The following is a 17,383-nucleotide window of genomic DNA, read 5'->3' on the forward strand; positions in this document are numbered from 1 at the left end:
AAGACCGCGCCCGTTCCGCAATTGGCTGGATCCGCAATCAGCCCTTGAGCTTGGAGTTGCAGAGGCTGTAATAGCCGCCGCCCTTCTGGATCCACTTCAGGCCGCCGAGCGAATTGCTGGCCTTGGCTGCGTTATATGCGTCAACGCAGGTATGGAAGCGGCCTTTGCCTGGCGTCTCGGTGGCATATTTGGCGTCAACCTTTGCCGGGAAGGTTACGCCGGCCGGAGCAGCCGTCGTCGGCTTTGCCGGTTCGCTTGCCGGCGGCTTCGTCGCATCGGGCTCGCTGGCATCGACCTTGGCTGCTGCGGTTGTCTTCGCTGTCTTGGACGGCGTGGTAGCTGCCGGTGCGGTGGTTGCCGGTGCCGTCGTGGTGGCGCTGGCATCGGCACTGCACTGCGTCGCACGGAAGTCATTCCACTTTTGGCCGTTCAAGGTACCAGCGCTCTTGGCCGCCTGGTACTTGGCGCTGCACTCTTTCATGGTTAGCGCAGAAGCCGAAGAAGCGAGGCCCATCGAACCTACAACTGCAAGCGACGCAAAAGACATCAACAGGATGGCACGACTAGTCATTGGCATTTCCTCCGCTCTATGACGAATGTCGAAACTATTAATCGTATCGTCCCTATCGATTGTCAATCGACGCGCGATTTCCGGGGCGACGAGAAGCACCATATGCGGACGAACATGAACGCAAACTGTACAAAAATAGCCATCAAAAAGAGAGACTTGGCAGGACCGGCAATCGCGGATGGTCTTAGATGAGCGTACCGGCTTCATCCGGAAGTGGATAAGGCGACGATGTCGATATGGCATCATAGCGCCCGTTAACTCACGGGATAACAATGTGCTCGGGCTGCAATTGCATTGGGCGTGAAATTGCTGGCCCGCGACGGCCGATACCCGCTATAGATGGATGCAATTGCTGACGCGATACACTTATCGCGAGATCCGGGCCTTGAAGTGCGGGCATATCGCCCTAATCTTTTCCTGGCAGTTCCCCTCTCTATGCCCTGGATGCTCTCCCTTCCAGGGCATTTTTCTTGGCAGGCGTGCCATGCGGCGAGCTCCGTCAGGCAAAATGATTTAAGTAAAATGATTCGCCTTGGCTCCGGATTGAGCGTAGGTTGCGCTATCGTCGGCTACCGAACCCGTAGGCGCCGGCGGCTGAGAGTTGCTGATGCGGCACTCTCGCCTGCAGAGGTCAAGGAGTTCTCGCATGACCTCGCATGACAATCGAGACAATATACTCAGCGATCAGCAACTGCATGATCTTCTCAAGGCGCAAGATGAGATGGATCATCCGGAGAAGGCGAAGCTTGGCACGCCGGATGAGTTTGTCGTGTCTGCCGAAGAAAGTGCCCAGGAGTCTTGCTTGTGAGGGCAGCGGGCGATCGGGCAGGATGTTGATCCTGCCCCGCTTCAGCGTTGAAATCGGAATAATGTCTTGGGTCGCGAGAAGGCGCGTGGGAAAGCGATCTTACGTTTCGTTGACCGTCTGCCCGAAGACCTGCTCGAAGGCATCGCGAAGGCGGATATCGACATCGGTCATCATGACCGGCAGGCCGAGATCGACGAGGCTGGTGACGCCGTGAGCGGAAATCCCGCAGGGAATGATGCCGGTGAAATGGCCGAGATCGGGATCGACGTTCAGCGAAAGGCCGTGAAACGTCACCCATTTGCGCACGCGGATGCCGAGAGCCGCGATCTTGTCTTCCGCCATGGTGCCGTCAGGTAGCACTGGCTTTTCCGGCCGCCGGACCCATACTCCGACCCGATCTTCGCGCCGCTCGCCGCGCACATTCATCGAATCGAGCGTACGAATGATGACCTCTTCAAGCGCACCGACGAAGGCGCGGATATCCTGCCGCCGACACTTCAGGTCCAGCATGACATAGGCCACGCGCTGGCCCGGGCCATGATAGGTATATTCCCCGCCGCGTCCGGTCGCGAATACCGGAAATCGATCCGGCTCGATAAGATCGGCCGCATCGGCGCTCGTGCCCGCGGTATAGAGCGGCGGATGCTCCACCAGCCAGACAAGTTCAGCTGCCCGCCCTTCGGCAATGGCGGCGACTTCCGCCTCCATCGCGGCGACGGCCTCTTCATAAGGTACGAGACCATCGCTGATCCGCCAGCGAACGGGCGGCGTACCGTGGACAGGGAACATCTGGTGAGAAAGTTCGGTGCGAAGCATATGGCAGTCCTTTGCGTGCCGCCGGCCGCCCGTGTGGAAATCCACCGCTGCCTGCGAGTTGTCCACATATGGCGCCAATCGAGCGGAAATTCAAACATCTAAGGCGTTTCCATCGCATCGGGACGAGCGCGATCGGAGGAGCTGTGAAGGAATTTAAAAAAACTGACATATCGCTCTTGTGCCCCCCGAATGCTTTTGCTACATGCAGCCGCGCCGGAGCAATCCGGCCTACCACGATGCGGTCGTGGCGGAATTGGTAGACGCGCAGCGTTGAGGTCGCTGTGGGGCAACCCGTGGAAGTTCGAGTCTTCTCGACCGCACCAAAAGAACCCGGCTTCGGCTGGGTTTTTTGTTTTCAATCCCTATCGGTTATAGATTCGATGTGAACTACAGCGAACTGTCACGGTTCAATGCGCAACATCCTTGCTGAGATTGCGCAGCCGGATCTGGTGATCGAGTCGCTCGAGCTGGCGAGAGGTCGCCTCGATCAGCTTGCCCATTTCCTGATAGGCAGTTCGCAGTCGCGAAAGCTCGTTTCGGATAGCCTCCAGTGCCCGTTGGTCGCTATCCTCTCCGGGACCATCGCCCGCCCCGGTCATCAACCAGGCCGGAGAAACATCGAAAAGAGCCGACATCTTCGCCAGAGCGGAGGGATTTGGTTCGGCGCGATCGGATTCCCAGGCAAGCATCGTCTCTTCGCTGACACCAAGCTGGCTTGCCAATGTTTGGAGGCTGATGCCGGCGGCATCGCGGGCCATGGACAGGCGGCCACCCAGAGTGTCGTCGCCCTCATCCGAAAAAACGGTCGTCTCTTGTTCGGGTTTGAACATCGGTGCGATCCTTTTCTTGGGCGCGCCGGTGAATTTTTGTGCGGCGCATTGATGTTTTAGCCGTTTCCAAAGGCAGAGATAGGTCTAAGGGCGTCATTCCACCATTGCGATCTGTCCCAAATGGAAAAGTGTGACGTTTTGCGATGACTGTTTTCGCTTATTGCCACCAGCGTCCGATCGCGCCTTGATTGCATGTCCCTCCTGTGTTTGATGATCATGCATGACCGTCGCTCTCGCCGCTCCCTCACAACAAAATCCACTCCGAGGCATGACGATCATGGCAAGCGCCATGATCCTGCTGCCGACGATGGATGCGATCGCCAAATACATGGCGAGCTTCGAAGGCATGTCGCCAGGCCAGGTGACTTTCTATCGCTTCTTCTTTCAGGTCGTCTGCATACTGCCGCTGCTGATGACGACAACCGGGCGATCGGCATTCTCGGCAAGGCGACCCTGGATGAATCTGCTGCGTGGCGCGCTGCATGGTGCTGCCAGCCTGCTCTTCTTCGCAGCGGTCAAATACATGCCGCTCGCCGATGTCTTCGCGATCTATTTCGTCGAACCGTTCATGCTGACGGCCCTTTCAGCGCTGTTTCTGGGCGATAGGGTCGGCTGGAGGCGGTGGCTGGCGATCGTCATCGGCTTCGTCGGCGCGATGATCGTCATTCAGCCGAGCTTCGAGATCTTTGGATTAAAGGCATTGCTGCCTGTGGCCTGCGCCTTCCTCTTTGCGCTCTATCTGTTCATGAACCGCGCTGTCGGCGAGGCGGATTCGCCGTTGACGATGCAGGTCATGGCCGGCGTCGGCGGCACGCTGTTCATGTCGGCCACCTTGCTTGCGGGAGCATCCGCCGGCGTCGCAGATTTCGAGCCCTCCCTGCCCGCTTCCACGCTCGGGCTCGTCCTTTTGCTGATTCTGGGCTCGATATCAGGCTACGCGCATATGCTGGTCGTCAGAGCCTTCCGGCTGGCACCGCTCTCGCTGCTTGCCCCTTTTCAATATTTCGAGATCATTTCCGCCACTGTTCTCGGTTACGCGATCTTCGGCGACTTTCCAAATCTTTCCAAATGGATCGGTATATCGATCATTGTCGGCTCCGGCCTGTTCATCATCTGGCGGGAGCGCGTTCAGTCGCGATCGGAAAAAACCGCGTGAGCGCCGATATCTTCGCATGGACCGACGGTGCAATTTATGGCTAAAACACTGACTGAATAGAGTATTTGGGCGGAGATTGCATGTTCAAGAAGATCCTGATCGCCAATCGCGGCGAGATCGCCTGCCGCGTGATCAAGACTGCGCGCCGGATGGGTATCCTGACGGTCGCCGTCTACTCCGATGCGGATCGGGACGCATTGCATGTCGAAATGGCCGACGAGGCTGTCCACATCGGTCCGGCGCCTGCAGCAGAAAGCTATCTCGTCGCCGAGAAGATCATCGCCGCGTGCAAGGAAACCGGCGCCGAAGCCGTTCATCCGGGTTACGGCTTCCTCTCCGAGCGCGCTTCCTTCTGCGCGGCGCTGGAGAAGGAAGGCATCGTTTTCATCGGCCCGAAGCCGAAGGCGATCGAAGCCATGGGCGACAAGATCAAATCGAAGAAATTCGCCAATGCCGCCAAGGTCTCCACCGTTCCGGGCCATCTCGGCATCATCGATGACGCCGATCATGCCGAAAGGATCGCTGGCGAGATCGGCTATCCGGTCATGATCAAGGCATCCGCCGGCGGCGGCGGCAAGGGCATGCGCATCGCCTGGAGCAAGGACGAGGTGCGCGACGGTTTCGAGCGCGCCCGTTCGGAGGCGAAAAGCTCCTTCGGCGACGACCGCGTCTTCATCGAGAAATTCGTGGTCGATCCCAGGCACATTGAGATCCAGGTGTTGGCCGATGCTCACGGAAATGTCGTCTACCTTGGCGAGCGCGAATGCTCCATCCAGCGCCGGAACCAGAAGGTCGTGGAAGAGGCGCCCTCGCCGTTCCTGGACGAAGCAACGCGCAAGGCCATGGGCGAACAGTCTGTGGCGCTGGCCAAGGCTGTCGATTACCAAAGCGCCGGCACGGTCGAGTTCATCGTCGATCGCGACAGGAACTTCTATTTCCTCGAAATGAATACCCGCCTGCAGGTCGAGCATCCGGTGACAGAGCTGGTGACCGGCGTCGATCTCGTCGAGCAGATGATCCGCGTCGCCGCCGGCGAAAAACTGCCGTTCAAGCAATCGGATATCAAGCTTCACGGCTGGGCGATCGAAAGCCGCTTGTATGCGGAGGATCCCTATCGCAACTTCCTGCCCTCGATCGGCCGACTGACACGCTATCGTCCGCCGCGCGAGGGTAAGACGGAGACATCGGTCGTGCGCAACGATACCGGCGTCTTCGAAGGCGCCGAAATCTCCATGTATTACGATCCGATGATCGCCAAGCTCTGCACCTGGGCTCCAACGAGGCTGGAGGCGATCGAAGCGATGGGGGAAGCCCTGGATGGCTTTGTCGTCGATGGCATCGAGCACAATATGCCGTTCCTCTCCGCATTGATGAAACACCCGCGCTGGCGCGAAGGCCGCCTCTCCACGGGCTTCATTGCCGAGGAATATCCCGACGGCTTCGCGCCGGTGACGCCGGATGAGGAGCAAACCGCTTTGCTGTCGGCAACCGCCCTTTCCTGCAGCCTGATCGAATCCAATCGCCGTGAACGCCATGGCGACCGGCTGCGTCCAGCCGCCGCGCCGCTGCGGGAGAGCTGGGTCGTCAAGCTCGGTGCCGATTATCTGCCCGTGGCATTGCTTGAAGGCGTGGTGACCATTCCCTTCGAGATGGACATGCAGATCGGCGCCCAAACCGTAACTGTCGCAACCGACTGGCGTCCCGGCGATTCCGTATGGGCCGGCACCGTCGGCGGCCGCAAGCTGACAGCCCAGATCCGCACCGTGCTCAATGGTCTGCGCATCGATTGGCAGGGTATCTCTGTCCGGACCAGGGTGTTCACGCCGCGTCAGGCCGAACTCGACAAACTTATGCCCGTCAAATTGCCGCCGGATACCTCAAAGCTGCTGCTCTGCCCCATGCCCGGCCTGGTCGTCGCGATTGCCGTCGCCGAGGGACAGGAGGTCAAAGCGGGCGAAACGCTGGCCATCGTGGAAGCGATGAAGATGGAAAATGTGCTGCGCGCCGAACGCGATCTGGTCATCGGCAAGATCAACGCCAAGCCGGGCGAAAGCCTCGCCGTTGACGCGGTGATCATGGAATTCGCCTGATCGAGAAGCTTCGCCATCGCGGCCATATGAAAAAGCTTGCATGGCGATTGCTCGGCCAAAACATGATAATTGCGACGCTAAGTGTCTGATTTTGGCTTGAGCCGCCCCGTGCGCCCATGCCAATGTCGCGCGGACCAAATCATAGCAGGAAGGGATGAGATCATGGACGTAAGAGCAGCGGTCGCGGTTGCGGCAGGCAAGCCGCTTGAGGTGATGACGGTTCAGCTGGAGGGGCCGAGAGCCGGCGAAGTGCTGATCGAGGTCAAGGCGACCGGCATCTGCCACACCGATGATTTCACGCTCTCGGGCGCCGATCCGGAAGGGCTGTTCCCGGCGATCCTCGGCCATGAAGGTGCCGGCATCGTCGTCGATGTCGGTCCGGGGGTAACCTCGGTGAAGAAAGGCGATCACGTCATTCCGCTCTATACGCCCGAATGCCGCGAATGCCCGTCGTGTCTCAGCCGCAAGACCAACCTGTGCACCGCGATCCGTGCGACTCAGGGCCAGGGCCTCATGCCCGACGGCACCTCGCGCTTCTCGATCGGCAAGGACAAGATCCACCACTATATGGGCTGCTCCACCTTCGCCAATTACACCGTGCTGCCGGAGATCGCCGTCGCCAAGGTCAATTCCGACGCCCCCTTCGACAAGATCTGCTATATCGGCTGCGGTGTCACCACAGGCATCGGTGCCGTCGTCAACACCGCCAAGGTGGAGATGGGGGCAACCGCCATCGTCTTCGGTCTCGGCGGCATCGGGCTCAACGTCATCCAGGGCTTGCGGCTTGCCGGCGCCGGCATGATCATCGGCGTCGATCTCAACAATGACAAGAAGGCCTGGGGCGAGCGCTTCGGCATGACGCATTTCGTCAATCCGAAGGAGGTCGGCGACGACATCGTGCCTTATCTCGTCAATATGACGAAGCGCGGGGCCGACCAGATCGGCGGCGCCGACTATACCTTCGACTGCACCGGCAACACCAAGGTGATGCGTCAGGCGCTGGAAGCAAGCCATCGCGGCTGGGGCAAGTCCGTGGTCATCGGCGTTGCCGGCGCCGGCCAGGAGATCTCCACGCGTCCGTTCCAGCTGGTGACGGGCCGCTCGTGGATGGGCACGGCCTTCGGCGGGGCACGCGGCCGCACCGATGTGCCGAAGATCGTCGACTGGTACATGGAAGGCAAGATCGAGATCGATCCGATGATCACCCACACCATGCCGCTCGAAGACATCAACAAGGGTTTCGAGCTCATGCATTCGGGTGAAAGCATCCGCAGCGTCGTGCTCTACTGAGGCACAAAGCCACTCGACTGGGCGTATGCGGCGCATGAGAAAAGCGCCGCATAGAGTTGAAAAGATTTGATATCATGATTTATGTCGACGCCGACGCGTGCCCGGTCAAGCCGGAGATCCTGAAGGTTGCCGAACGCCACGGCATGGAGGTGACCTTTGTCGCCAATTCGGGATTGCGGCCATCGCGGGACCCGATGGTGCACAACGTCATCGTCTCCAATGCCTTCGATGCCGCCGACAACTGGATCGCGGAGCGTGCCGGTGCCGGCGATATCGTCGTCACGGCGGATGTACCGCTTGCTGGTCGCTGCGTCGCGACCGGAGCGCTCGTGACGGGACCGACCGGTCGCATCTTCGACAAGACCAATATCGGCATGGCAACGGCGATGCGCGACCTTGGCGCGCATCTTCGCGAAACCGGTGAGAGCAAGGGCTACAACGCCGCCTTCTCTCCGCGCGACCGCTCCGCCTTCCTCGAAACCTTCGACCGGCTCTGCCGGCGTGCTAGAGCATGATCCCAAAAAGTGCGCAGCGGTTTTTGGACAAGATCATGCAAAATCAAAAACATTTGAGCGCGATGGCGATTCGAAGAAAAGCCATCACGCTCTAAAACTCACCAGACGCCTGGAGGCCAGCCGTGAATATCATTTCCCAGAACACCGCTTTCGGCGGCATGCAAGGCGTTTTTTCGCATGAGTCCGAAGCCTGCAAATGCGAGATGACCTTCGCCGTTTTCGTGCCGCCACAGGCAATCAAGGAGCCTCGCCCGGTTCTCTGGTATCTCTCCGGCCTCACCTGCACCCATGCCAATGTCATGGAAAAGGGAGAATATCGCCGCATGGCCGCCGAGCTCGGCCTCATCATCGTCTGCCCGGACACCAGCCCGCGCGGCAATGACGTGCCTGATGAACTGACCAATTGGCAGATGGGCAAAGGTGCGGGCTTCTATCTCGATGCGACCGAGATGCCCTGGGCCGAAAACTATCAGATGTACACCTACATCACCGAAGAACTGCCCGCCCTCATCGCCAAGCAATTCCGGGCCGACATGAGCCGCCAGGGCATCTTCGGCCATTCCATGGGTGGCCACGGCGCCATGACGATCGCCCTGAAGAACCCGGAGCGCTTCAAGAGCTGCTCGGCTTTCGCTCCGATCGTCCAGCCGTCGACGGCCGATTGGTCCGCACCTGCGCTGGAGAAATATTTGGGGAGCGACAAGGCCGGATGGCGCCGCTATGACGCCTGCGCCCTCGTCGAAGACGGCGCTCGCTTCCCCGAATTTCTGATCGATCAGGGCAAGGCCGACAGCTTCCTCGAAAATGGCCTGCGCCCCTGGCTGTTCGAGGAGGCAATCAAGAAAACCGGCATCGGCCTGACGCTGCGCATGCATGAGCGCTACGATCATTCCTATTACTTCATCTCGACCTTTATGGATGATCACCTGAAGTGGCATGCCGAACGCCTGACGAGATGATGTGGCATGGCTGCCATGCGGTTCATGCCTTGAAAAGCGCCTTCGGCAAAGGCATATACGCATTGCGCAGACGACTGCGGCGGCCGGGAAGATGACCGGCCGTAGACCCCCGCGGGGACGGCCTCGCTCTTAACAAGGAGCGTAAAATGGCTTGGTTCCTGCTTCTCCTCGCAGGCTTGTTCGAAATCGGCTGGGCGGTCGGGCTCAAATATACCGACGGATTCACCCGACCGATGCCGACGGTCCTCACCGTCGCATCCATGATCATCAGCATCGTGCTGCTTGGATTGGCGGTGAAAACCCTGCCGATGGGCACGGCTTATGCGGTCTGGACCGGTATCGGCACCGTCGGCACAGTTCTGCTCGGCATATGGCTACTCGGCGATCCCGCGACATCCGTCCGACTGCTCTGCATCGGCCTGATCGTGGCCGGCATTGCAGGCTTGAAGCTTGCTGCCTGAGATATCGTTATCGGCGCTGGCGATTGTCCAGCGCCCATTTCCCAGGGCCTGCAAATACCAGAAACAGGAAGATGAAGCAGAACAGCACCGCGCCATCGCCGTCATTGTTGGCCGGAAAGAAATTGATCTGCATATGCACCATGAAATAGGCGATCGCCATTTCACCGCTGAGGAGAAAGGCGACTGGTCGAGTGAATAGACCGAGCAGAATGAGGATGCCGCCCACGAACTCGATGATCGCCGCAACGAAAAACAGCGTCGTGATGGCGTAAGGCGCCGGCGGAAAGCCGAAGAGCTTCTGCGTGCCATGTTCGATGAACAACAGGGCAGCCACGATTCGCAGGATTGCGAGAGCTGTAGGCTGGTAGGGCGACAAGCGCTCAGAAAGTGACATGAAGATCTCCGTTCAAAGGGGAATGCGAAGGAGATCCTGTCGAAAGTGCTCTCGCTCCGCTGACAACGGAATTAACACGCGAGAGCCATATTTATTCGCCAGGCCCGGCGATAGCCAGGCCTGGCGAATAGCGGATTACTTCTTGTTGTTATCCAGCGCCAGCAGGCCCGGGCCTGCAAAGATCAGGAACAGGAAGACGAAGCAGTAGAGGATCGCTGCATCCCCGCCGTTGTTGGCCGGAAAGAAATTCTTCGGATAATGCGCCATGAAATAGGCGACCGCCATATTGCCGCAGAGAATGAACGCGACCGGACGGGTAAAGAAGCCGACGATCGTCGCCAATCCGCCAACGATTTCGATGATGCCCTGAACCAGAAGCAGGGTCGGCAGCGGGCTTGGAAATTGGCCGCCGGTCGGAAAGCCAACGAGCTTCTGCAGACCATGTTCGATGAACAACAGGCCAGTCATGACACGCAGCACGGTAAGAGCATAGGGCTGATATTGATTCAGCCGATCGGAAAGCGCCATTTTGAACTCCAGTTTCAATTCCCTGCAGGAAGCAATAGAGCGACCTGCTCAGAACGTGAAAACACGGCTTCTGACGCCCAATCAATTTTCCGTGTGAAATCCGTGACTTGTTGTCACAATCTCACAAAGGGATGTTGTCATGTTTCTTCCAGGGATTGGTCAGGTCCTTGTTGCGCAGCATTCTAAGACCCTGTGCCAGCCGCCGCCGCGTCGAACGCGGCATGATCACCTCGTCGATATAGCCCCGTTCGGCCGCGACGAAAGGCGACAGGAAGCGATCCTCATACATCTTCGTATGCGCCGCGATCTTTTCCGGATCGGCAATATCCTTGCGGAAGATGATTTCGACGGCGCCCTTGGCGCCCATAACGGCGATCTGCGCCGTCGGCCAGGCATAATTGAGGTCGCCGCGCAGATGCTTCGAAGCCATCACGTCATAGGCACCGCCGAAGGCCTTGCGGGTAATGACGGTCAGCTTCGGCACGGTCGCTTCTGCATAGGCGAAGAGCAGCTTGGCGCCATGCTTGATCAGCCCGCCATATTCCTGTGCCGTTCCCGGCAGGAAGCCGGGCACATCGACAAAGGTAACGATCGGAATATTGAAGCAGTCGCAGAAGCGTACGAAACGCGCTGCTTTTCGCGATGCGTCGCTGTCGAGAACGCCGGCAAGCACCATCGGCTGATTGGCGACGAAGCCGACCGTGGCACCCTCGATGCGGCCGAAACCGCAGACGATGTTCTTGGCGAAGCTTTCCTGTATCTCGAAGAAATCGGCCTCGTCCGCCACCTTCAGGATCAGTTCCTTGATGTCGTAGGGCTTGTTGGCATTGGCCGGGATCAGCGTGTCGAGCGAGTTGTCCGGCTCCGTCACGGACTGATAGCACTCGATCTCGGGCACACCAGCCGTATTCGATTGCGGCAGGAAATCGATGAGCCGGCGCACTTGCAGCAGCGTATCGACATCATTGTCGTAGGCCGCATCTGCGATCGAGGATTTCGTCGTGTGCACCGAGGCGCCACCAAGCTGCTCGGAGGTAACGGTCTCGTTGGTGACGGTCTTCACCACATCCGGCCCGGTGACGAACATGTAGGAGGTGTCGCGAACCATGAAGATGAAATCCGTCATGGCGGGGGAATAAACGTCGCCGCCGGCGCATGGCCCCATGATGACGGAGATCTGCGGAATGACGCCGGAGGCCAGCACATTGCGCTGGAACACCTCGGCGTAGCCGCCGAGCGCGGCAACACCCTCCTGGATGCGGGCGCCGCCGGCATCGTAGATGCCGATGATCGGCGCCCGGTTCTTCAGCGCCATATCCTGCACCTTGGTGATCTTTTCCGCATGCGCTTCCGAAAGAGATCCACCGAAGACCGTGAAATCTTTGGCAAAAATGAAAACGGTACGCCCGTTGACGGTGCCCCATCCCGTCACGACGCCGTCGCCGGCGATCTTGCTCTTGTCCATGCCGAAATCGGTCGAGCGATGTTCGACGAACATGTCGAATTCCTCGAAGGAGCCCTCATCGAGAAAAATATCGATGCGCTCGCGCGCCGTCAGCTTGCCGCGCGCGTGCTGGGCGTCGATGCGCACCTGCCCGCCTCCGAGCCTCGCAACCTCGCGACGACGTTCCAGTTCCTGCAGGATTTCCTTCATGCGGCTCTCTCTCCTTCACCGCTTGGGATTAGCACGGCGCAAACACCGTTTGAAGCTGCCGGGTCAATCCGCCAGCCGCGGCGTGGTCAGGGAAAAGATGGAACGGACGCGCGCCGCGATATCTTCCGCCATCAGCTCATCCGCCGTGGCGGGATCGGGGGCTGTGGTTTTAGTCTCGAAAGATGCCATGGCGACCACTGCGCCGCCATCTAGCGCCGCCGCGTCGATGTTGACCTTGACGCTGTTGCGGTCGCGGTTGAAGCCGCGCGCCCTGCGGACATCGGTCAGCCGCACGGTGATTGCGACCTGTGGCAAGGGTTGACTGTAGGTCGTTGCAGCGATCGCCGCATTCACACGATCATTGACGGCGGTGACCAGCGCCGGCGATACCGGCGGCAGAGCCTGATCGGCGACGACGCTCGCACTGCGCACGGCATAGGTTGGAGGTGGAGGGTCGACGGACCAGCTAGAGCAGGCTGCCAGTACCAAACATCCTACGAGCGCCGAAACGGCACCCGACCTCAACCACGACATGATATCCGTCCAGACCTACGAACTTTTAAGATACGAAGATCGATATAAAGGACTGGAAATCAACAATGTTCAACTGCGAAGCGCTGAAAAAACATCGGTCGCGGCCTGAAATTCCTCAAAACGTTGTGCACGACGGAGCTCGGCCTCCTCGTCGCTGCCCCAATGCTCGATCGTCCAGTCCTCATCCAGATGGGCAAGCGACCAGACGTCGGTAAGCGGCAGGAAACCTTCGGCAAAGGCCAGCGCCAGGATCGCAGAACCGGTAAGCGTCGTAATCGTGTGGAGGCTGGCAAGTTCCATCGGTGTGTCGTACTTACGCAAGGCAGCCGAGAAGGCAGCGATGGCTTCACCGGGCTGTTCCTGGTGCATGACGCCTTCAGCCAGGATGAAGCGGGCGCCGAGGTCGCGCGCTGCCCATTCGACTACCGGGTTCCAGCGCTCCGACTGCCGCTCGACGAGGCGCTCCGGAGCGTCGGCGCGGTAGCAGAGCAGATCGCTGCCGGAGAAGCGGACGATTTCGTCGAATACCGCCCGGCTCTCCGTCGCAACGCCATCAATGGCGGTATTGACGAGGCGCGTCACAGGCATGGTCGCGGGATCGATGACATCAACCTGATGCGCCCATTCGACGGCCACCAGTCTGGCAAGCGCTTCCGTCGGCAGAGCCAGGGAATGCCGCGCCGGCGTCTTCACCACCTTGCCGTCGAGGGCAATGGCGTGGCCGCCCTCGTCCGCGCTGATCGTCACGTCCTTGTAGAAGCGTTTTGGCAAGGGCTTCTTCATCTGGATCTGCGCGCGGCGGATCGGATCGGGATGGCTGAGACCTTCGGAAAGATCGTTCAACAGGTCGCGCATGGCGTCACCTCAGAGAATATGGCTCAACAGATCGTTCGGATGGTGGGCGATGGCATCGGCGCCGGCCGCCAGCAACTCCTCGACGGAAGCATAGCCCCAGGCCACGCCAATGGCGGTCGCGCCCGCCGCCTTCGCCATCTGCATGTCGTAGATGGCGTCGCCGATCACGATCGTATCATGCGGATCCATGCCAGTTTCGTCGCAGCATTCCGTCACCATCGCCGGATGCGGCTTCGACGGGCAATCGTCCGCAGTGCGGGAGACGATAAAATAGGGCGTGAAATCGTTGACCTCAAGGATATGGGTCAAGCCGCGGCGGGATTTACCCGTCACCGCGCCGATCAGCAGTTCATCGCGGGCCGCAAGCGTCTCGATCAGTGGCTTGATGCCGTCGAAGAGCGGCGTCTGCATGTCCGCCTCATCCCGTACATCGGGAAAGATCGACTTGTAATGCGTCGTCATGGCAATCGCTTCGTCGTCGACATGCGGCTTGCCCTGCAGACGGGCAATGGCAATATCCAGCGTCAGGCCGATGATCGATTTGGTCGCCGAAACATCGGGGCGCTTATAGCCAAAGGCGACAAAGGTTCGCGCCATGACTTCGTGGATCAGCCGCGCGCTGTCGACCAGAGTGCCGTCGCAATCGAAAAGGACCAGCCTCATTCGTCGTCCGGCTCCTCTGCCGATTCCATATCGAAGCCGAGAAGGTTCCAGGTCTGCACCATGTGCGGTGGCAAAGGCGCGGTGACGCGCAGGCGTCCGCCGCTCGGATGCGGGATATCGATATGGCGCGCATGCAGATGCAGGCGCTTCTGCACACCACCGGGAAAATCCCAGTTCGGATCGTCATCGAAATATCTGGGGTCGCCGATGATCGGATGCCCCATATGCAGCGCATGGACACGCAACTGGTGAGTACGGCCCGTATAGGGCTCCATTTCCAGCCAGGCGAGGCTCTGCGCCGCGGTCTCGATCACGCGATAGTAGGAGATGGCGTGATCGGCGCCCTCCTCTCCATGCTTGGCGATGCGCATGCGGTCGCCATCCGGCGTCGCTTCCTTCACCAGCCAGGTGGAAATCTTGTCCTCGTGCTTGCGCGGCACACCCTTGACCAGCGACCAATAGGTCTTCTTGGTATCGCGCTCGCGGAAGGCTGCCGTAAGCTTCTGCGCGGCACCGCGGGTGCGGGCAACGACGAGTACGCCCGATGTGTCGCGGTCGAGACGGTGCACCAGGCGTGGCTTCTCGCCCTTCTTGCTCGTCCATGCCTCGAGCATCTTGTCGATATGACGGGTCAGACCGGAGCCGCCCTGCACCGCAAGGCCGGCCGGCTTGTTCAGCACATAGACCTTGTCGTCTTCATGCAGCAGCATGCGCGCAAGAAGCTCGGCATCACCGGAGTGTTTGAGGTCATTGCCAGCGATCGGACCGTTCTTCAGTCCCTTTGCATCAACATCGAGCGGCGGCACGCGCACCATCTGCCCCGGCTGCACGCGGGCATCCGTCTTGACTCGGCCACCATCGACGCGCACCTGTCCGGAACGCATCAGCTTCTGCAATTGTCCGAAGCCGAGCCCCGGAAAATGCACCTTGAACCAGCGGTCGAGGCGCATGCCGGCCTCGTCAGGCTCGACCTTAATATGCTCAATCCCGGCCATTCTTCTTCTTTCAAGTACCTCGGCATGTCCCGGAAAAGCGGCAAGGCGCATTGGGCGGGTCATGCAAATTCAAACAACGGGACGCTCAGCCCCGCGGCCGGAGATTTCCTAGCCTTTTGACGTGGCTTTAGAGCATTTCGAGGAAAAGTGGAAACCCGGAATTATACGGCAGGATAATTTTCTGGCTCAATTTCCCTTGGCCGAGACGACGGGCAGATTGATGTCGACCATGCCCGCCTTGTCGAACATCAGCATCACGGGCACCGTGCCGCCTTGCTTGAAGGGCGCCTTCACCTGCTTGAACATCATGTGCATCGTATTGGGTGCAAGCGTCACCGTCGCGCCGGCGGGAATGGCGATGCCGCCTTTTATCTCGCGCATCTTCATGATCTCGCCTTCCATCTTCATCTCATGCAACTCCACCTTGCCGGCGGATGATGAGGTCACGGAGGTGAGCTTGTCGTCGGTCTTGCCGGTATTGTGAATTGTAATATAGCCACCGCCGACCGGTTGGCCGGGAAGCATGGCGCGAACATAGCCGCCGCTGATGTCGAGGTCGCCCAGCTTGGCGGTTGCGGAGGCGGAAGGGGCCGCACCCGCATCCATGTGCATTCCGGGCATGGATTTCATCGCACCGCTGTCCTGCGCCATCGCTCCGCTAAGGGATAGCGAAAACGCCCCTATCGAAATCAGCAATGCGGCGGCGTGGTTGCGGTTCATTGTCATCTCCTGCCCGGTTCCTCAATCGACCGGAAGGGATAGCCTCTCCGATGGCAGTTGCAAAGGCCCGTAATCACTAGGGAACGCAGGATTGATCCGCGCGACAAAAATTTGTTCAGCGGCGACATTTGCCCCTTGCCATCTTGGGCCGGGACCGGATAATGGCTCTCAACCCTGTTGGGAGAATCCGGTGCAAGCCGGTGCCGAAGGAGCAACCGCCCCGGAAACTCTCAGGCCAAAGGACCAGCAAGGGGCAGACGGAACTCTGGAGAGAAGCGCGCAAGCGTTCGCCGAAGGGATAACAATCTCAGGCAAACAGACAGAGGGGGCTCAACGCAAGGCGCAGTCGCGCCGAAAGTGTGAGCTCTGCGCTTCGAGATAAGCGCAAAACCCGGAGGCGTCATTTGGACGAGACCGCTGCCCTCAAAACAACACCCCTTCACGCCCTCCATTTGTCGCTTGGTGCCCGCATGGTGCCGTTCGCGGGCTACGATATGCCGGTGCAATATGCGCCGGGCGTGCTGAAGGAACATCTTTGGACTCGATCTTCCGCCGGCCTGTTCGACGTGTCGCATATGGGTCAGGTGACAATCCGCGCCCACTCCGGCAAATATGAGGATGCAGCGCTTGCGCTGGAAAGCCTGGTGCCGGTCGATATTCTCGGCCTCGCCGAAAATCGCCAGCGCTATGGCTTCTTCACCGACGACAAGGGCGGCATCCTCGACGATCTGATGATCACCCATATGGACGACTATCTTTTCGTCGTCGTCAACGCTGCCTGTAAAGAGCAAGATTTCAAGCATCTTCAAGATCATATCGGCGATAGCTGCGAAGTTACATTACTCGATCGCGCCCTCATCGCCCTGCAGGGACCACGCGCCGTCGACGTGCTTGCCGAGCTTTGGGCCGACATCGCCTATATGAAGTTCATGGATGTGCGCCATTGTCGCCTCCACGACGTCTCCTGCCTCGTATCGCGCTCCGGCTATAGCGGCGAAGACGGTTTCGAAATCTCCGTTCCCGCCGATAAGGCCGAGGATATCGCCAAGCGGCTGCTGGAGCATCCGGACGTCCAGCCGATCGGCCTTGGCGCCCGTGATTCACTGCGCCTTGAGGCTGGTCTCTGCCTCTACGGCAACGACATCGACCAGACGACGACGCCGATCGAAGGCGCGCTGGAATGGGCGGTCCAGAAGGCTCGCAAGACCGGCGGCGCCCGCACCGGCGGCTTTCCTGGCGCAACCCGCATCCTCGGCGAACTCGATCACGGCACATCGCGCCGCCGCGTCGGCCTGAAACCGGAGGGCAAGGCGCCGGTGCGCGGCCACGCCAAACTCTATGCCGATGCCGAAGGCAAGAGCGAGATCGGCGAAGTCACCTCGGGCGGTTTCGGTCCGAGCGTCGAAGCTCCGGTTGCCATGGGTTACCTACCGACCGAATTCACCGCTCCCGGCACCACCGTCTACGCTGAAGTCCGCGGCAAATATCTGCCCGTCGTCGTCAGCACCCTGCCTTTCATCAAACCAACCTATAAACGTTGAACG

Annotated in this window: 19 protein-coding genes, 1 tRNA gene and 1 riboswitch; of the genes, 9 read left to right on the forward strand and 11 right to left on the reverse strand. The window is 59.7% G+C overall.

Translation table 11 applies throughout. The features are described 5' to 3' along the window. Positions 1–37: 37 nt before the first annotated feature. Positions 38–571: a hypothetical protein gene (locus tag DQ393_RS18080; RefSeq protein ID WP_112343127.1), complete on the reverse strand. Its 534-nt coding sequence runs from the start codon at positions 569–571 to the stop codon at positions 38–40. Between the two features lie 646 nt (positions 572–1,217). Between DQ393_RS18080 and DQ393_RS33485 the strand changes: the two genes are divergently transcribed. Continuing rightward, positions 1,218–1,379 carry a hypothetical protein gene (locus tag DQ393_RS33485; RefSeq protein WP_162736972.1) on the forward strand — a complete coding sequence of 54 codons (162 nt, stop codon included), beginning with the start codon at positions 1,218–1,220 and terminating at the stop codon, positions 1,377–1,379. A gap of 99 nt (positions 1,380–1,478) precedes the next feature. Here DQ393_RS33485 and lipB read toward each other — a convergent pair whose 3' ends face one another. Further along, positions 1,479–2,195: a lipoyl(octanoyl) transferase LipB gene (gene lipB / locus DQ393_RS18085; RefSeq protein ID WP_112343180.1), complete on the reverse strand. Its 717-nt coding sequence runs from the start codon at positions 2,193–2,195 to the stop codon at positions 1,479–1,481. Positions 2,196–2,433: 238 nt separating this feature from the next. Between lipB and DQ393_RS18090 the strand changes: the two genes are divergently transcribed. Further along, positions 2,434–2,518: transfer RNA gene (locus DQ393_RS18090), tRNA-Leu, on the forward strand. Between the two features lie 84 nt (positions 2,519–2,602). On the opposite strand, the gene DQ393_RS18095 is transcribed toward DQ393_RS18090, so the two are convergent. After that, entirely contained in the window at positions 2,603–3,025 is a 423-nt protein-coding gene (locus DQ393_RS18095; RefSeq protein WP_112343128.1) for a helix-turn-helix domain-containing protein, read from the reverse strand. A 220-nt stretch (positions 3,026–3,245) separates the two neighbouring features. Here DQ393_RS18095 and DQ393_RS18100 point away from each other — a divergent pair, with 220 nt between their 5' ends. The 6 genes from DQ393_RS18100 (at position 3,246) to sugE (ending at position 9,496) form a co-directional block, all read left to right on the forward strand. Further along, positions 3,246–4,181, forward strand: a complete 936-nt coding sequence (locus tag DQ393_RS18100; RefSeq protein WP_112343129.1) for a DMT family transporter — start codon at positions 3,246–3,248, stop codon at positions 4,179–4,181. Between the two features lie 80 nt (positions 4,182–4,261). Further along, a complete protein-coding gene (locus tag DQ393_RS18105; protein WP_112343130.1) occupies positions 4,262–6,271 on the forward strand; it encodes an acetyl-CoA carboxylase biotin carboxylase subunit in 2,010 nt (669 codons plus the stop codon). 162 nt (positions 6,272–6,433) lie between these two features. Beyond that, positions 6,434–7,561, forward strand: coding sequence for an S-(hydroxymethyl)glutathione dehydrogenase/class III alcohol dehydrogenase (locus DQ393_RS18110; RefSeq protein ID WP_112343131.1), 1,128 nt, complete (start codon positions 6,434–6,436; stop codon positions 7,559–7,561). Positions 7,562–7,635: 74 nt separating this feature from the next. Beyond that, positions 7,636–8,076 (forward strand): YaiI/YqxD family protein, encoded by a 441-nt coding sequence (locus tag DQ393_RS18115; RefSeq protein WP_112343132.1) that lies wholly within the window; start codon positions 7,636–7,638, stop codon positions 8,074–8,076. 122 nt (positions 8,077–8,198) lie between these two features. Next, positions 8,199–9,035, forward strand: a complete 837-nt coding sequence (fghA, locus tag DQ393_RS18120) for an S-formylglutathione hydrolase (protein WP_112343133.1) — start codon at positions 8,199–8,201, stop codon at positions 9,033–9,035. A gap of 146 nt (positions 9,036–9,181) precedes the next feature. Then, the gene (gene sugE, locus DQ393_RS18125; RefSeq protein ID WP_112343134.1) at positions 9,182–9,496 is read left to right on the forward strand and encodes a quaternary ammonium compound efflux SMR transporter SugE; all 315 of its coding nucleotides are present in this window, start codon (positions 9,182–9,184) and stop codon (positions 9,494–9,496) included. 7 nt (positions 9,497–9,503) lie between these two features. Here the strand turns inward: sugE and DQ393_RS18130 are convergent, their stop codons facing one another. From DQ393_RS18130 to DQ393_RS18165, 8 genes are all read right to left on the reverse strand, one after another. Continuing rightward, the gene (locus DQ393_RS18130) at positions 9,504–9,890 is read right to left on the reverse strand and encodes a DoxX family protein (RefSeq protein ID WP_112343135.1); all 387 of its coding nucleotides are present in this window, start codon (positions 9,888–9,890) and stop codon (positions 9,504–9,506) included. A gap of 135 nt (positions 9,891–10,025) precedes the next feature. Next, a complete protein-coding gene (locus tag DQ393_RS18135) occupies positions 10,026–10,418 on the reverse strand; it encodes a DoxX family protein (RefSeq protein WP_112343136.1) in 393 nt (130 codons plus the stop codon). Between the two features lie 121 nt (positions 10,419–10,539). After that, on the reverse strand, positions 10,540–12,072 hold the full coding sequence (locus DQ393_RS18140) for an acyl-CoA carboxylase subunit beta (protein ID WP_112343137.1): 1,533 nt from the start codon (positions 12,070–12,072) through the stop codon (positions 10,540–10,542). 63 nt (positions 12,073–12,135) lie between these two features. Continuing rightward, positions 12,136–12,606 carry a hypothetical protein gene (locus DQ393_RS18145; RefSeq protein ID WP_112343138.1) on the reverse strand — a complete coding sequence of 157 codons (471 nt, stop codon included), beginning with the start codon at positions 12,604–12,606 and terminating at the stop codon, positions 12,136–12,138. 69 nt (positions 12,607–12,675) lie between these two features. After that, positions 12,676–13,461 (reverse strand): ATP12 family chaperone protein, encoded by a 786-nt coding sequence (locus DQ393_RS18150; protein ID WP_112343139.1) that lies wholly within the window; start codon positions 13,459–13,461, stop codon positions 12,676–12,678. A gap of 9 nt (positions 13,462–13,470) precedes the next feature. Beyond that, a complete protein-coding gene (locus DQ393_RS18155; RefSeq protein ID WP_112343140.1) occupies positions 13,471–14,124 on the reverse strand; it encodes an HAD-IA family hydrolase in 654 nt (217 codons plus the stop codon). Continuing rightward, on the reverse strand, positions 14,121–15,119 hold the full coding sequence (locus DQ393_RS18160; RefSeq protein WP_112343141.1) for an RluA family pseudouridine synthase: 999 nt from the start codon (positions 15,117–15,119) through the stop codon (positions 14,121–14,123). Before DQ393_RS18160 ends, DQ393_RS18155 begins: the two co-directional genes overlap by 4 nt. Before the next feature lie 186 nt (positions 15,120–15,305). Next, the gene (locus DQ393_RS18165) at positions 15,306–15,839 is read right to left on the reverse strand and encodes a copper chaperone PCu(A)C (RefSeq protein ID WP_112343142.1); all 534 of its coding nucleotides are present in this window, start codon (positions 15,837–15,839) and stop codon (positions 15,306–15,308) included. A 168-nt stretch (positions 15,840–16,007) separates the two neighbouring features. Continuing rightward, positions 16,008–16,095, forward strand: a riboswitch (glycine riboswitch). A gap of 148 nt (positions 16,096–16,243) precedes the next feature. Here DQ393_RS18165 and gcvT point away from each other — a divergent pair. Continuing rightward, positions 16,244–17,380, forward strand: a complete 1,137-nt coding sequence (gene gcvT, locus DQ393_RS18170) for a glycine cleavage system aminomethyltransferase GcvT (RefSeq protein WP_112343143.1) — start codon at positions 16,244–16,246, stop codon at positions 17,378–17,380. Positions 17,381–17,383: the final 3 nt, after the last annotated feature.

The sequence above is a fragment of the Martinezella tropici genome (assembly GCF_003287875.1).
Lineage (GTDB): Bacteria > Pseudomonadota > Alphaproteobacteria > Rhizobiales > Rhizobiaceae > Rhizobium > Rhizobium tropici_C.